The sequence below is a fragment of the Gardnerella sp. DNF01144 genome (assembly GCF_049244245.1).
GTDB classification, from domain to species: domain Bacteria; phylum Actinomycetota; class Actinomycetes; order Actinomycetales; family Bifidobacteriaceae; genus Bifidobacterium; species Bifidobacterium piotii.
In genome coordinates this window covers 660,227-676,860 of the sequence record NZ_CP058390.1, presented here as the reverse complement: position 1 = coordinate 676,860, position 16,634 = coordinate 660,227, and the positions used below count along the sequence as shown (strand labels likewise).

The following is a 16,634-nucleotide window of genomic DNA, read 5'->3' as shown; positions in this document are numbered from 1 at the left end:
ATAATATTTAATTATTAAAATAAGGAGGGAATTATGGCTGTTAGTTATAAAAAACTATTACATCGCATGATTGAAGAAGATATTTCCAATCAGGACTTAATGAGAATGAGCAATATTTCCGCCAACATTATTACGAAACTACGTACCGGGCAATATATATCACTAGAGAAAGTGGAAGATATCTGCGCGGCTTTACACTGCACGCCCAACGATATTTTAGAATTTATAGTGGAGGGAAAAAGATAATGACTATCGATAATAAAAAAGAACAGGAACGTGACGAACTTCACCGTGCTATATGGGCAATCGCAGATGAACTTCGTGGTGCTGTAGATGGTTGGGACTTTAAGAACTATGTGCTTGGCACTATGTTCTATAGATATATTTCTGAAAACATTACTAACTATATTAACGCAGGTGAAATTGAAGCAGGTAATACTGATTTCGATTTTGCGCAGATGTCTGATGGTGATGCGGAGGAAGCAAGAGAAGGACTTGTTGAAGAAAAAGGATTCTTTATCCTTCCCTCAGAACTTTTCTGCAATGTTAGAGCAAAAGCTAAAGATGATGAGAACCTTAATGAAACACTTGAAAAGGTATTCCGTCACATTGAAGAGTCTGCAAAAGGCAGCGAATCAGAATCCGACTTTGCGGGTCTTTTTGATGACTTTGATGTAAACAGTAATAAGCTTGGCTCCACAGTTGCAAAGAGAAATGAAAAGCTTTGTAAACTTCTTGATGGTGTTGCTGATATGAATCTTGGTGATGTTAAGGATCACGATATTGATGCATTCGGTGATGCTTATGAATACCTTATGACTATGTATGCATCAAATGCAGGTAAATCGGGTGGTGAGTTCTTTACTCCTGCTGATGTATCAGAGCTTCTTACAAGACTTGGTACAGTTGGAAAAACAGAAATCAATAAGGTGTATGATCCAGCCTGTGGAAGTGGTTCTCTGCTTTTAAAGGCAGAAAAAGTACTTGGTAGAGATAAGGTTCGTAATGGTTTCTATGGGCAGGAAATCAATATTACAACCTATAATCTTTGTCGTATCAATATGTTCTTACATGATATTGACTTTGATAAATTCAATATTGCTTGTGAAGATACCCTTATAGCTCCGGCACACTGGGATGATGAACCTTTTGAACTGATTGTTTCAAATCCTCCATATTCTATTAAATGGGCTGGTGATGATAATCCATTACTTATCAACGACCCTCGTTTTGCGCCTGCAGGTGTTCTTGCTCCTAAGAGCAAGGCTGACCTTGCCTTTATCATGCATTCACTTTCATGGCTTGCATCAAATGGAACGGCTGCGATTGTATGTTTTCCAGGCATTATGTATCGTGGTGGTGCTGAAAAGAAAATACGAAAATATCTTATTGATAACAACTTTGTTGATTGTGTAATTCAGTTACCTTCTAACCTTTTCTTTGGAACTTCAATTGCCACCTGCATTATGGTAATGAAAAAGAACAAGGCAGATAATAAAACGCTGTTTATTGATGCAACAAACGAATGTATCAAGGTTACGAACAATAATAAACTTACTCAAGACAATATGGATAAGATTGTGAACTGCTTTGCAAGTCGCAGTGAAATTGAGCATTTCTCACATCTTGCAACATACGATGAGATATCTGAAAATGACTACAACCTTTCTGTATCAACTTATGTTGAAGCAGAGGATACAAGAGAGAAAATCGATATTGTAAAGCTGAATGCAGAGATCAAAGAAATCGTTGCTCGTGAAGATACCTTAAGAAAAGCAATCGATGAGATAATTGCAGAAATCGAGGTGCAGTGATGGAAAATGATTTTAACTTTTTAGTATATCAAACCGCTGAAGAAAATGTTTCAGTCAATGCGTTTGTGAAAGACGAAACAATTTGGCTTACGCAAAAAGCAATGGCTGAATTGTTTGATGTCGATAAATCTTCCATAAGCAGGCACTTGAAAAATATTTTCAATGAGGGTGAGCTTGACGAAAAAGTGGTTGTTGCAAAAATTGCAACAACCACTCAACACGGAGCTATCGAGGGAAAAACGCAAAACAAAGAAACACAATTTTATAACCTCGATGCAATCATATCTGTTGGTTACAGAGTAAATTCCAAACGGGCAACAAGTTTCAGAATCTGGGCTACCGGCGTTTTGAAAGAATTTATGATAAAAGGCTTTGCTATGGATGATGAACGCTTGAAGCAGGGCAAAACAGCCTTTGGGAAAGACTACTTCCGTGAACTTTTGGAAAGAGTTCGTTCAATCCGTGCGAGCGAAAGACGAATCTGGCAGCAAATCACAGACATCTTTGCGGAATGTAGCATTGACTATGATAAAAATGCACCGATTACCCATGATTTTTATGCTATGGTGCAAAACAAGTTCCATTTTGCAATTACCGGGCAGACTGCGGCAGAAATTGTCTATACTTCTGCTGACAGAACCAAAGAAAATATGGGGCTTACTACTTGGAAAAATGCTCCGGACGGACGCATTTTAAAATCAGATGTGGTCGTTGCAAAAAACTATCTGAAAGAAAAACAAATTCGTCAACTGGAGCGTGCCGTAACAGGCTATTTCGACTATATTGAAGATTTGATTGAGCGAGAAAATACCTTTACTATGGAGGAGTTTGCCGCCAGCGTGAACGAATTTCTGGCATTTCGCCGATATGATATTCTGCGGGATAAGGGGAAAATCTCCGGTAGAATGGCAAAAGAAAAAGCGTCGGCTGAATATGAAGAATTTAACAAGACACAGAAAATCACCTCTGATTTTGACAAGGCGGTCAATCGAATGTTGAAAGCAGGTGAGCAAAATGAGTAAATTAAATGAGCTGATTCAAGAACTTTGCCCAAATGGGGTGGAGTATAGAAAAATATCAAGTTTCACAAAAGTATTAAGAGGGAAACGACTAACAAAAGATAAATTATCTGAAGAGAATAGTATTCCTGTATATCATGGTGGAATAGAGCCGCTCGGGTATTATGGTAAAGCTAATAGACCTGCAAACATGGTAATGATAATCAATGTCGGGGCATCTGCTGGAACAGTTGCGTATTCAGATAAAGAGTTCTGGTCTTCGGATGGATGTTTTTGTATAGACAAGAATGAGGAGATGGATGACCGTTACTTATATCACTATTTGAAAAATAATGAATATTATTTCATGTCAAAGGTTAGAAAGGCTGGAATTCCAACTCTCGACAATTTCATTGTTGAAGAGTTTAAAATCCCCGTACCTCCGTTGGAGGTACAACGTGAAATAGTCCATATATTGGACTCTTTCACGTTACTTACAGCGGAGCTTACAGCGGAGCTTACAGCTCGTAAAAAACAGTATGAGTACTATCGAGATACACTGCTCACTTTTAACGATAATAATCCTCTACACTCGCTTATCTCACGCTACTGCCCAAACGGTGTGGAGTATAAGAAGATTGGCGATATTGCTTTTATTTCAACTGGAAGTAAATTAAGGGATATTCAAGAATCACATTCTTTATATGAATATATTAATGCTGGAACTACTAATTCTGGATATTCATTAGATTGGAATTGTGATGGAGACGTGGTGACAACGCCTTCTAGAGGTCAAGGTGGTATTGGTTATGTGGGGTATCAAAAAAACAAGTTTTGGCTTGGGCCTCTATGCTATAAAATCGTTGGAAATGCTGATTTTGTATTAAATAAATATTTGTATTATTACTTGTCAAATAATTCATATGAAATATTGTCTCTTAAGAAAGATGGTGGAGTTCCTGCAATTAACAAGTCTGACTTAGAGGAGTTAATTCTCTCAGTTCCGCCTCTTGAAGTGCAGCGTCAAATCGTACAAATTCTGGATCGCTTTGACACTATCTGCTCTGACCTCAACATCGGTCTTCCGGCTGAAATAGAAGCAAGACAAAAGCAATATGAATTTTATAGAGATAAGTTGCTTTCTTTCAAACAGTTGTAATCGCTTAAGGAGGTGCCTGTATGGCATATTTCAATATCGTGGCAGCTACAAGTGAAAATACAGTTGTTACTGAATACGAGCCTGTGAATGCACGTTCTAACAGCTATCAGTCAGAAGCTGAACTGGAAAAAGAGTTTATTCGTATGCTCACGGAACAGGGATGCGAATATCTTCAGATACACACAGAAAAAGATTTGCTTGCCAACCTTCGTACTCAGCTTGAAAAACTGAATAGTTACCATTTCTCTGAAACGGAATGGGATAGATTTTTCAAAGATTCTATCGCCAATCAGAATGAGGGAATTATTGAAAAAACTAGAAAAATTCAAGAGGATAATGTTCAAGTATTAAAAAGAGATGATGGCAGTACCAAAAACATCACACTTATTGATAAGAAAAATATTCACAACAACTTCCTGCAGGTTATCAATCAGTATGTTATTGGAGAGTCTGACGGTGCAAAGCACGACAACAGGTATGATGTGACGATCTTGGTGAATGGTTTGCCACTTGTTCATGTTGAATTAAAACGCAGAGGCGTGGCTATTCGTGAGGCATTTAATCAGATTAATCGTTATCAGCGTGATTCATTCTGGGCAGGAAGTGGTCTGTTTGAATATGTGCAGATTTTTGTTATCTCAAATGGAGCTAACACAAAGTACTATTCAAATTCCACTCGTTTCAATGCTATAAAGGATGTTAATGCTGCACAGGGTACAAAGAAAGGCAAAACAAGCAATAGCTTTGAATTTACATCATTCTGGGCGGATGCAAACAATCGTGTTATCTCGGATTTGATTGACTTTACAAGAACATTCTTTGCAAAACATACGATTCTTAATATAATCACCAAGTATTGCATTTTCACTTCTGAAAATATGCTTATGGTAATGCGTCCGTATCAGATTACGGCAACGGAGCGTATTCTGAATCGTATTGAAATAGCTAATAACTATAAAAAATATGGTGATATTGCAGGTGGTGGTTACATCTGGCATACAACAGGTTCAGGTAAGACCCTTACATCATTTAAAACTGCAAGAGAGGCGTCACTTCTTCCTTACATAGATAAGGTTCTCTTTGTAGTTGACCGTAAGGATTTGGACTACCAGACTATGAAGGAATATGATCGTTTTGAAAAGGGTGCAGCTAATAGTAATACTTCTACTTCTATTCTTAAAAAGCAGTTGGAAGACACCAATGCTCACATTATAATCACGACTATTCAGAAACTTGCAACATTTATCAAGAAAAATAAAGAACATGAAGTATACAACAAGCACGTTGTAATCATTTTTGATGAATGTCATAGAAGTCAGTTCGGTGATATGCACGCAGCTATTGTAAAAAGCTTTAAGAAATATCACTTATTCGGTTTCACAGGAACACCAATCTTTCCTGCAAATACAGCAAGCTCACGTAATACGCAGTTCTTTACTACAGAGCAGACTTTTGGCGACCAGCTTCATACATATACTATTGTTGACGCTATTAACGATAAGAATGTACTTCCGTTCAGAGTCGACTATGTTAAGACAATGGATATGGATGAAGATATCGATGACGAACAGGTATGGGATATTGCTCGCGAAAAGGCAATGATGGCTCCTGAGCGTATCAAGCTTGTAACGGAATATATTCTTAACAACTTTGATAGAAAAACATATCGTGGTGATAAAACATATATTTACAACACCCTTACCAATATTTCAGAAGTTGCATCCGGCAAGAATGGTGCTGTAGAAGAAATCAAGCAGAAACAACGAGTAAGTGGATTTAACTCCATCTTTGCTGTTGCATCTGTTCCAATGGCAAAATTATATTATCAGGAATTCAAAAAACAGATGGAGGCTGATCCTACAAAGAAACTTCGTATTGCAACCATCTATAGTTATGGTGCAAATGAGGCAGAACTTGATGAAGGTGCAAGCGGTATTCTTGATGAAGAAAATTCAGAAGATACATCAGCACTTGATCAGTCATCAAGGGATTTCCTTGAGGATGCTATCAAAGATTATAACGAGATGTTCCATACGAACTACTCTACAGATAGCGATAAGTTCCAAAATTATTATAAAGACGTTTCTCTTCGCATGAAGAACAAGGAACTTGATTTGCTTATTGTTGTAAATATGTTCTTAACAGGTTTTGATGCTACTACATTAAATACACTGTGGGTAGATAAGAATTTGAAGATGCACGGACTCATTCAGGCATTTTCAAGAACGAACCGAATTCTTAACTCAATTAAGACTTTCGGTAATATTGTATGCTTTAGAAACCTTCAGAAACGAGTAGACGCTGCTATTTCACTTTTCGGTGATAAGAATGCAGGTGGTATTGTTCTGATGAAAGGTTTCAAAGATTACTACTATGGTTATGAAGGCATTGATGGAAAGCAGTATCCAGGATATATGGGTATGATGGATGACTTAACATCAAAATTCCCACTTTCAGAGCCACAGATTATAGGCGAGCAGAATCAGAAGGACTTTATCTCCCTATTTGGTGCGATTCTACGCATGAGAAACCTTTTATCTGCATTTGATGAATTCGCTGGCAAAGAAATGATAACTGAGCGTGATTTGCAGGATTATCTTGGTAGATATCAGGACTTGCGTGATGAATGGAATGAAAAACGCAAGCGTGGTGAAAGCACCGATATTATTGATGATATTGTCTTTGAGGTTGAACTTATTAAGCAGATTGAAATCAATATCGATTATATCCTTATGCTTGTTAAGAAATATCACGATAGTCACTGTGAAGATAAGGAAGTGCTTGTAATAATCAAGAAAGCTATTGATGCCAGCCCTGAACTTCGTAGCAAGAAGGCTCTTATTGAAACCTTTATTGCAGGAATTAATGATGTTGAAGACGTTATGACAGAATGGCATGACTATGTAGCTGAAAAGCGTGAAGAAGAACTTATTCAAATTATTAAAGACGAAAAGCTAAAAGAACCTGAAACAAGAAAATTCATCGAGAACGCATTCCGTGATGGTGAAATCAAAACAATAGGTACGTATATAGATAGACTTATGCCTCCTATATCTCGTTTTGGAGGTGGCAACAGAACTACTAAGAAGCAAGGTGTAATTGATAAGCTGAAATCATTCTTTGAGAAGTTCTTTGGTGTTGGTGGCTCATTTACCACTAATGAACCGAATACTGTGAATTAAGCTGATGTTGTTTCAAATAAGTCATTGCTGATGGTAGCTGAAGATGCAGCAACTTATGGAACGAAGAAGGATGGTGAATAATATGGGAAGTATTGTTTTAGAATTGCAAAATGAAATCGTTTCATCGAATTGTGATGTTGTTAATGTGTTACGCAGAGCACATCTAATAGCATCAAAACTAAGACTTACTGATTTCGATAAGTGGATTCAATATGAATTAAACGGTTATCCTGACTCAGAATCGTGTCCAGAGTATAGAAAAGTTCGAGGTATTTTAAAGGCATTCAATCCATATCGTGGATGGATACCCACTTTAATACAAGATAACAAAGTCGAAAAAATGATTTGCGAAAGGAAATTGGTAAACTCTATTTCTGAAATCATATCCTTGTGTGAATCATCGAAAAATGTTTTGACATTAGAATTTTCTGGAGAACAACTTGCATTGCTTGATAAAATGTTTGATTCTCCACTGCCAATGAGATATGCACTTCACGTCACAACAACTGCTGTAAAAGATATTGAAGAAAAAGTTAAAAATACTATCTTGGAATGGACACTAAAGCTAGAAGCAGAAGAAATTGTCGGAGAAAATATGACATTCTCTAAGAAAGAAAAAGATCGTGCAATCAATATTCCTCAAACGGTTAATAACTATTACGGAAATACAAGTGTTATTAATTCACCATCTGACAATGTTCAAATCGTATCTGGTAGCGAAAACACAGTTTCATTTTCATATAGTAAAGTTAAAGATATAATCACTGAAGTTGAAAAAAGTATTAGTGGGTCAGATTTATCAAAAGATGACATGGAAACGGCAGTTGAATTATTAGATGATATTAAGTCAAAAATCGAAGAAGAAAAGAAGCCGCATATTCTAAAATCTACATTAGTCGGATTGAAAGATTTTTTGATTAATGCAGGTGCTAATGTTGCGGCTGAACTTATTCAAGCCAAAATGCAAGGTTTGTTCTAATTAATCTTACATACCATTTTGGCCTATAACCCATAAATCCTATGCTAAAAAATATACTTATAGAATGAAAATTGCGAGGGATCCCCTCGACTAACAATCGGACGTAAACGGCAGCTGCGAGGCCCTCGCGTTGCATTCATTATAGCGTTATTTTTTATAATATAAAATTTTGTGTTTATAAATTTATAACCCAATTTATGAAATATTTAATATTGTAAGAAAACTAAATAAAGGATAATTTTGCATAAATTATTAGAATATAAATTAGTATGCGAAATACTGTAATTAAGTAAGTATAGGAGAAAGTATATGAGCTACGTTGCAGATAAACCTATTGAAAAAGCTGATGAAGATTTGTTGGGAAGATCTGATTTTGCGAAACAATTTGGAAAATCGATTTGCGAGTATGATAGCAAAGATGGTCTTGTAATCGGATTGTATGGAAAATGGGGAAGCGGCAAGACATCTATTATTAACATGGCAATATCCGAAATTCCAGTAGATAAATCAGAGAAGAAAAAATGGTATTCAAAAGTATACAAAAGAATCAAAAAAATTTTTACTTCACAAAAAGCTGAAGAAGAAGATCAATGTCATTATCCAATAATTATAAGATTTTCGCCATGGAATTATTCAGATAAAAACAATTTGATTAGTTTATTTTTCTATGAATTGAAGAATAAACTAGGTGTGACTAAAAAAGAGAAACGTAAACTATGTATTTCAATACATTCAATAAGATAGACAGTAAAAGAGAAATGAAAAAACTATTATACATGCAGAAAATTTATTATTATGTGTAAGAGAAACTTCGACCTTATAACAATAAATACATGGATAAAACTATAAAACGAGACAACTACTCTAATTAGCTCGCAGGATAAACATTACTATTAGTTTGTATGGCATCTGAATAATAATCTTTATTATGATAGTCATTGCACGAATTGAATAGAAAGAAAAGACACAGCACAATAAGTAAAAAAGTTAACATGAAATGACTATATGATAGTGAATTTGTTTCATCAAATTTCTTCTTATTATTAGGAGGTAACCTATGAATCTTAAATGGCATATATCCTGTTAAACATTTTTCTGAATCAATTTTTTTGTTTATCAATACATTGCGCTTACGTTTTTTATCAACTTTATTTTGAACATGTAACGTAGCTTTACAATCCTCTAACGCATCATGCGCGTTATAAGAATATTTACAATCTTCAGCAGCACATTCTAATGTAATTTTTTTTGAACCATAGAAAGTTTCAGCATATTCACGCATAGTATCAGTAACTTTGTTTCTGTTAAGGCGTATACCAATCTCAGCGAGAAAAGCCAAATCAAACTTAGCATTGAATGTACATATTTCTCTAGCTCTATTAATGATATTTTGTATAGCTTCCACATCTTTAGTAATACATTCACATTTTCTAACATCAAAAGGATTTATATGATTTATTGCTTCAGCATCAGGCCAATGAGTAACATATTCTGGTTTATATAGCTTATTCCATAAGACATTGCCATTCCCATCAATTATAGCCAACTGCAATATTTCATCAGCTTCAGGATCTAAACCAGTAGTTTCTGTATCCAAAACAATTCTTGGAATTATATCTTCACATGGAATGCTCACAGTATTCATCTCAACCTTTAAACTAAATTGAAGCAAACTGGAACTGCTATTAGAAGACGCTTTGGGCTTATAAGAAAAATATTCTAGTCTATTACCTACTAATGGCATTAATACATTGTTAGCTTCTGTTAATACATTTTTTGTTTCAAAAATTATATTTCCATAACTAGTTTTTACAATTACATGTTTTTCTTCACCGTTACATTTTGTGTCAACCATGCAATTCTTAAAGGTACGAGACTTCGAAGCGTAAACATAATCTGCAATGAAACGCGAATCAGCGCAAAAAGAATACTTGCCAGATATTTTCATGACACTTCGCATAAAATGATTTTTTACCAAAACTTTCATCTCCTCGAATATGCATGCTGCGCAACCATCGGTTCTCGATATAAGTCTAATAAAAACCAAAGATTTAAGTTTAAGTATGGGTCATTATGCTTACCCATACTTTTTGTCTTTTACAACAAGACATTTGATTAATAAACACAATTTTTTGTCTATAACACAATTAATTAGTCTTAAACATTTAGAAGATATTGAAAAAATTTATGCGGCAAAAATTAAATCCATTTCAAAATCCGAAGATATATTAAGTTCTTACCAATTCCGTATAGCATTTTACGTATGGAAATATGTTGATAAAGAAAATGCCATCGAATATGTTAAAAATCTGTTTAAAGATGATGTAAATAAGCTTAAATTCTTATGCTTAACAACGTATAATAGTTTAACGGGCTGGAAATTTTATTCAGAGAATTGCTTTAATCTAGTTTCTGAAGAAGAATTTTATGATTCTATAAAAAATTTTGATAAAAGCAGATTAGATGAATTTACTAAAGAAGAGCAAATAATATTAGCGTCGTTTGTACTAAATTATGAAAATAATAATAACGAATTTAATCATGTATCTGAGAATGAAGCGCTGCAGCTCATAGAAAAGTGGAAATCTGAAAGCAAGAGTAATTAAGAGTGGGTATAGTTCTGTCTGAAGTTCCATTACAGCGTTGTAAGGAATTTCAGACAGAACTACAAACTACCGCACTTTGCGCCAGTGCAATCTTCCGTCGTTTGCTCCTTCTTTACACATCATAAGAGTTCCTCGTATAGTTACTCCTTGTTGTCCAGAAGTAGAGCAGAAGCTTCCAGGATGTACTAGAGGAAGTTGCTGTTGTTGAGGCTGCTGCTGAGGTTGTTGTTGAGGAACGGGAGCTTGTTGTGGGGTAGGTGCTGGCGCCTGCTGCTGAACTTGTGCTTGGGCAGATTGTTGATTCTCTTGCTGTTCTTCTGAGTTACCATTTTCAGATTGCGTAGAATTTGAATTGGAACTATCTACAGATGATTTGTTTGTTGAATTCTTTTTGGTGTTTGTTTTGTTAGCGTTAGTTTGATTGTTATTGTCAGAATCCCCATTTGAAGACGACTTTGGTTTATTTTCATTATTGTCTTTGGAATCCTTGGACTTGTCATCTTTATCTTTTTGTGCAAAAATTGAATCCTTTTCAATTTCGCAAGACAAGTTGTTCTTTTTTACGGAACAGATTTCGTCAGAGTAATGATTTATGGCAAATTCTATTTCTGTTTCATCAAACTTAAGGTCTTCAAGTTTTGATTTTGCGTCTTCTTTAGTTAAGTTATTATCATCTTCTACTAGTAGCCTTAATTTTCTTACTGCCACATTGTTGAAATCGTAAGTGTCATCTAAATAATTTATAGCAGATTCGGAATCTTTCGCAGAGCATCCGGAAGTTGTCATCTTTTTCTTAATAGCGTTCAAGGACAAAAAGTCGTCAACTACATAATTTTTTGCTATATTTTTACATTCCAATGCGCTTAGATTGGTTTTAGTGTTGTTTGGTTTATTTTGCTGAATCGAACCTATGACCCCAGCTGCTAAAAAGATTATCAATACAGTTAGGAGTACGTGTTTAAGCTTTTTAGATTTTGTATTTTTTGTATTTTTTGCATTATTTAGTTTGTGAGACATGTTATTCGGGTTCTTATCATATGATGTTGTGCTGTTATTTATAATCTGAGTTTTTTGTATATCGCTGTTTTTGGCAGAAACATCATTGTTGTTCATAGAATATCTTTCTCTACTATAAATATTTGATATATTTTTCTACTGTTTTTATTATTACTTTCACAGTTTAGTAGTATTTTGTTTATTTTGTGAATAGATGTATATTAAATATTTTTTTAGTCTTCTGATTAGAAAAATTTATAAGCTTATTAAGATTGGTTTGTATCAAATCCATCAAGCACATACACCTTCACTTTCGCGTATATGCTAGCAGTTACATATGCGTGTTGATTCTTGAAATTGCATAGTTTTGTAGCGTAGTTTTGTAGCGTAGTTTTATATCGTAGTTATCTACTTACGTACTTAAGCTACTTCGTGCTTTGCTACTTAGCTCTACTTATTACCTGATACCCGTGTTTAATTAGCACAGATTCGAGTTGAGAAAGATACGCAAGCGCTGCAGGAGAAAGATTCGTGCGCTCATTCTTAATCCACCCAACAAGCATGGTTTCTTCGCAATCCAGCGGAATGGTCACGATTTTCTCGTTATTCAAGTCGCCATTGTCGATTCCAGTGCAAATTGTAAAACCATTAAGACCAATAATAAAGTTCAAAATGGTTGCGCGGTCTGTAACATTAATCTTTTTAGGCGGATGTTGAGGCCATACCGCTTCCTCTGTAAAGAAGAAGCTACCATCCTCACCCTGCTCATACTGAATAAATGGATATGGTCGCAAATCCTCCAAAGTAAGCTTCTTGCGATTTGCGAGCGGATTATTCCTAGAAATAAAAACGTGCAAATTAGCGCGGAAAAGAGGATGGAACTCAAGATGCTTTTCTCGAAGCATCTTTCCAATAACGTCTTTGTTGTAGTCAGAAAGATAAAGCAAACCAAGGTCTGCGCGCATTGAAGTCACTTGATTAATAATGTTCTTTGTGCGAGTCTCCCTTAGCGAAAACTCGTACTCGTTAGAATCTATGCTGCGAATCATGTCTACAAAAGCCTCAACAGCAAACATGTAATGCTGAGTTGCAACGCTGCAAAGTTGCTTTCTAGGCTTAGTGCTGTTGTAGCGCTCTTCAAGCAAATCTGCCTGATCTAAAACTTGGCGCGCGTATGTTAAAAACTCAGCTCCGTCAACCGTTAACGCAATTCCTTGAGAAGACCTTGTAAAAATCTCAATGCCAAGCTCTCGCTCTAGCTCTTTTACGGAAGAGCTTAACGCTGGTTGTGAAACATAAAGTTCGTGCGAAGCTTCGTTCATAGATCCGCACTCTACGATTTTCACAATGTACTTTAATTGCAGCAGCGTCATTATTAAGAGCCTTCCGATTTTTGGGATTTATACTTGACTATTTCCAACTATTACAACTATAACAACTATAATCTAACGCCTATAATCTTGCGACTAACGCCTATTTTAATGCATACAAACTAGCGACTAATGCGTACAAACTTGCGACTTTGGCTTAGTGCTTACAAACTAGTACTTACAATCTAACGCCTACAATCTAGTGCCTATAATCTAACTCCCAGCGATGCCAAATCCTCTCTAGCTTTTTGCGCTGTAGTAAAAACAAACCCATGCATTCCAACGTTATGCGCGCCATCGATATTTACTGGCTTATCGTCGAAGAAAACAGTTGTTTGCGGTTTTAACCCAAATCTGCTCATAGCAAGCTCAAAAATCTCGGGCTGTGGCTTATGCAATTTTTCAACGCCAGAAATAACCGTACCCTGCAAAAGTATGTTCAATTCTGGGAATTTACGCAATGCTAGTGGGAAAGTTTCTTTAGACCAGTTAGTCAATCCCCAAACGCCGTAGCCAGCTTTGCGCAAATCGTGCAATAAATCAACCATTCCAGGCATCATGCGTGTAAGAACTTGATCGTAGTGTGCGCAATACCATTGAAAAGCGTTGCTAAGATCCTTGCCAAATCGCCTCTCGTATTCTGGCAAAAGGTCTTTTAATAGTTCGCCGCCGTCCATACGATCTTCAAACTCATAGAATCCAGCCAAATCGTCTTTTCCAAAAGTGCCATTAGGGCAAATCGTGTCTACTAAATCTGGGAACTGTTTTTGCAAGCAATTCCTGCAATTCCACTCGAGCAAAACTTTGCAATAATCGAACATTACGTCGTGAATTTCAACAGATTCTGTGTTTATATTTGTATTTGTATTTGTGTTTGTCATTTTTCTTCTTTCGCTTTTCTTCTTTTAATCAAGATTAATTAAAGATCCAAGAACATAGGGCAATGCATCAATAATATTACTTGCGACTATTGGATGCTCAATATTTTCGCGCTTTTCGTAATTTTCGCGATTGTAAACACTTTTTGCATACGACTTTGCGTCTAACTTTGCATACGACTTTGCAGCCAACTTTGCGGCCAATCCATGAATTACAGCCGCGCTAGCTGCGATTAATGCGTAGTTTGCATTTTGATTTAGTTCGCAATTATTCTGCGCAAGAAGTGCGCCTAAAATACCCGCAAGAACATCTCCAGACCCAGCGGTCGCAAGCCAAGATGGGCCATATGTGCAAGTAAATATTGGCAAATTCAAACTTTCTGCAGATGCAACAACAGCTGTAGATCCTTTAAGAAGAACAGTTGCTCCAGTAAGATTTGCCGCTTTTTGAGCGAATTCTACAGGATTTTTTGCAATATTTTCCGCGCTAAAATCAAGGTTATAACGTTTTAATAGCTTGCTTAATTCTAAAGCATGAGGAGTTAAAACAACTTTTTCACAAACTTTTTCAGGCAATAAATCAAGCGCTCCAGCGTCTACGCATACGGGTGATAGGTTTGTGTTTTCTTGATTTTCTGCACTATGTGCGCTATATGGTTTAAGCAAGTTTAAAATATAGTCTCTTTGCGATTTTGTTGAATCATCATTGCAATGCTCATAATCTGGGATTCCAGATCCAACAGTTATAGCATTGACTTTTCCTTGCAAGCAGTCTGAAACAACGGCTTCTGGAACTGCTTGTAAAACAAGATTTTGCGCTCTAAATGGTCCCGCGTAGCGAACCATGCCAATATTGCTGTATGCTGCTGATTTTGTGCTTAAAACGGCCGCTCCTGGGTATGCGTTTGATCCTGTTACTAATCCAAGAACGCCTCTAGAGTACTTATTGCTTGATTCGTTTGGCTTTTTTAAGCATTTGCTAGCATCTTTTACATCTATACTGGCTGTGTTTAGAAGTGGAGTCATATTTACGATTCTAGTGAATATATGCGATTGTTGATTGTGTGCGATTGTTGATTATGCGTGATTATTGCTTGATAGTAGTGACAATTTTGCGTTCCTATACATCATTTATTGGCAAATCGCAAGAAAGGTCGCAAGAAAAATCGCAATTATATCAAACAAAAAAATTGCGACACGCTGTTTTATAAAAAATTCCGATAATTTTTTGTGATTTTATTGACCAAGCTTTTTATTTTCTCTATGCTTAAAGCGTTATTGCTAACGATAATCTTTCCTAATTACAAGATTAAAAAAGATAGCACAAGTTAAAGTGCATAGGAAAACACAAGAAAAATTGCAATAATGTGAATTTCAATAATGTGAATTCATAGATTCCGGAAAGGAAAATAGTGAAAACTGCACGAATTTTTGCCACCGCAGCCACCGCCGCTTTGCTAACTGTTGGCTTGTGCGCATGTGGATCAACAGCTAAGACAGCAGATCAAAAGACTAACGGCAATCAAGTAAACGTAGTTGCAACAACCACGCAAATCTGCGATTACGTAACTCAAATCGCATCCACTGCAGATGCAAAATCTGGATTAAGCCTTAATAAAACCGATTCTCAAGGCAAAAAGTCTGTGATTGGCGCGCCAGCAAACAAAGCAAAGTCAACAATCAACCTTACATGCTTGCTTGCTCCAAACGCATCTGCTCACGAGCACGAGATGACTCCAGCCCAATCCAAAGCGCTTTCTAAAGCAGATTTAATGCTTGTTTCTGGAGTAGATCTTGAGCACTTCTTAGATCAGGCTGTAAAAGCAACTGGATTTAAGGGCACAATGGGTGTAACTTCGGGCATTCTTACTGCCGACGAAATCAAGGATTCAAAGGCGCAAGCTGCTAAAGAAAAGAATCTTCCTTACAAGATTGACCGCGGTGTTGAAAAGGTTCATGCCGAAAAGTGGCCATTCCCACCAGAAGAAGGCGAGAAGGAGCCAGAATTCCAGTATGATCCACATATTTGGACCAGCACAAAGAACACTATGATCCAAGTCAAGAATATTGGTAACTTCCTTGGAAAGGCTCTTCCAGAAAGCAAGTCAATCTTCGACGAGCATGTTGAAAAGTTCGTTAAGTCGCTTACCGATTTAGACTCTTGGGCAACTAGTGCTTTGAACAGTGTGCCGCAGGAGCATCGCGTTCTATTTACTTCGCACGACGCATTTGGATACTTCTCGCGCGATTACAACGTTAAGTTTATTGGCGCAGCGCTTTCCGATTTTAACAGCCAGCAAGACGCAACAGCAGATCACATTAAGGAGGCTGCAGAAGCTGTTAAAAAGTCTGGTGCCGTAGCAATCTTTGCCGAAAATTCCAACAATTCCAAGTCGATTAAGGCCGTTGCTGCTGCTGCAGGCGTAAAGGCGATTATTGGAGACGATGCGCTTTACGGCGATTCTCTTGGCCCTGTTGGCTCGGCTGGCGAGACATATATTGGTTCTATTGTTCACAACGTTCAGACTCTTGTTAAGGCTTGGGATGGCAAAATTCCAGACCTTCCAGAATCTGTAAAAGATGCGCTAAAAAAGTAGTTAATAGGTAGCTACAGAAGTGGCGGAAAATCATAAATCACTACAAAAGTAGTTA

General features: G+C 36.5%; 13 protein-coding genes and 1 pseudogene. 9 read left to right on the top strand and 5 right to left on the bottom strand.

Annotation, left to right across the window (positions count from 1 at the left end):
- Positions 1-33: 33 nt before the first annotated feature.
- The 7 genes and pseudogenes from HXT36_RS02645 to HXT36_RS02615 all read left to right on the top strand — a co-directional run.
- Positions 34-246 (top strand): helix-turn-helix domain-containing protein, encoded by a 213-nt coding sequence (locus HXT36_RS02645; protein ID WP_421779178.1) that lies wholly within the window; start codon positions 34-36, stop codon positions 244-246.
- Positions 246-1,814 carry a type I restriction-modification system subunit M gene (locus HXT36_RS02640; protein WP_421779177.1) on the top strand — a complete coding sequence of 523 codons (1,569 nt, stop codon included), beginning with the start codon at positions 246-248 and terminating at the stop codon, positions 1,812-1,814. Before HXT36_RS02645 ends, HXT36_RS02640 begins: the two co-directional genes overlap by 1 nt.
- On the top strand, positions 1,814-2,836 hold the full coding sequence (locus tag HXT36_RS02635) for a virulence RhuM family protein (protein WP_421779176.1): 1,023 nt from the start codon (positions 1,814-1,816) through the stop codon (positions 2,834-2,836). The genes HXT36_RS02640 and HXT36_RS02635 overlap by 1 nt, the downstream gene beginning before the upstream one ends.
- Positions 2,829-3,971, top strand: coding sequence for a restriction endonuclease subunit S (locus HXT36_RS02630; protein ID WP_421779175.1), 1,143 nt, complete (start codon positions 2,829-2,831; stop codon positions 3,969-3,971). The genes HXT36_RS02635 and HXT36_RS02630 overlap by 8 nt, the downstream gene beginning before the upstream one ends.
- 20 nt (positions 3,972-3,991) lie before the next feature.
- Complete coding sequence (locus HXT36_RS02625; RefSeq protein ID WP_421779174.1) at positions 3,992-7,153, top strand: type I restriction endonuclease subunit R; 3,162 nt, start codon at positions 3,992-3,994, stop codon at positions 7,151-7,153.
- Between the two features lie 70 nt (positions 7,154-7,223).
- Positions 7,224-8,132: an ABC transporter substrate-binding protein gene (locus HXT36_RS02620; protein ID WP_240320593.1), complete on the top strand. Its 909-nt coding sequence runs from the start codon at positions 7,224-7,226 to the stop codon at positions 8,130-8,132.
- Positions 8,133-8,441: 309 nt separating this feature from the next.
- A pseudogene (locus HXT36_RS02615) lies at positions 8,442-8,846 on the top strand (P-loop NTPase fold protein); the annotation flags it as partial.
- Positions 8,847-9,000: 154 nt separating this feature from the next.
- Here HXT36_RS02615 and HXT36_RS02610 read toward each other — a convergent pair.
- The gene (locus HXT36_RS02610) at positions 9,001-10,110 is read right to left on the bottom strand and encodes an exonuclease domain-containing protein (protein ID WP_421779173.1); all 1,110 of its coding nucleotides are present in this window, start codon (positions 10,108-10,110) and stop codon (positions 9,001-9,003) included.
- Between the two features lie 19 nt (positions 10,111-10,129).
- Between HXT36_RS02610 and HXT36_RS02605 the strand changes: the two genes are divergently transcribed.
- On the top strand, positions 10,130-10,738 hold the full coding sequence (locus HXT36_RS02605; protein ID WP_421779172.1) for a hypothetical protein: 609 nt from the start codon (positions 10,130-10,132) through the stop codon (positions 10,736-10,738).
- 66 nt (positions 10,739-10,804) lie between these two features.
- Here the strand turns inward: HXT36_RS02605 and HXT36_RS02600 are convergent, their stop codons facing one another.
- The 4 genes from HXT36_RS02600 to HXT36_RS02585 form a co-directional block, all read right to left on the bottom strand.
- Positions 10,805-11,851 carry a hypothetical protein gene (locus HXT36_RS02600; protein WP_421779171.1) on the bottom strand — a complete coding sequence of 349 codons (1,047 nt, stop codon included), beginning with the start codon at positions 11,849-11,851 and terminating at the stop codon, positions 10,805-10,807.
- Between the two features lie 323 nt (positions 11,852-12,174).
- Positions 12,175-13,107, bottom strand: a complete 933-nt coding sequence (locus tag HXT36_RS02595) for a LysR family transcriptional regulator (protein ID WP_018617525.1) — start codon at positions 13,105-13,107, stop codon at positions 12,175-12,177.
- A gap of 203 nt (positions 13,108-13,310) precedes the next feature.
- Positions 13,311-13,985: an HAD family hydrolase gene (locus HXT36_RS02590; RefSeq protein ID WP_421779170.1), complete on the bottom strand. Its 675-nt coding sequence runs from the start codon at positions 13,983-13,985 to the stop codon at positions 13,311-13,313.
- A 24-nt stretch (positions 13,986-14,009) separates the two neighbouring features.
- Positions 14,010-15,008, bottom strand: coding sequence for an ADP-dependent NAD(P)H-hydrate dehydratase (locus tag HXT36_RS02585; RefSeq protein WP_421779169.1), 999 nt, complete (start codon positions 15,006-15,008; stop codon positions 14,010-14,012).
- Between the two features lie 386 nt (positions 15,009-15,394).
- Here HXT36_RS02585 and HXT36_RS02580 point away from each other — a divergent pair, with 386 nt between their 5' ends.
- Entirely contained in the window at positions 15,395-16,579 is a 1,185-nt protein-coding gene (locus HXT36_RS02580; RefSeq protein ID WP_421779168.1) for a metal ABC transporter solute-binding protein, Zn/Mn family, read from the top strand.
- Positions 16,580-16,634 lie beyond the last annotated feature (55 nt).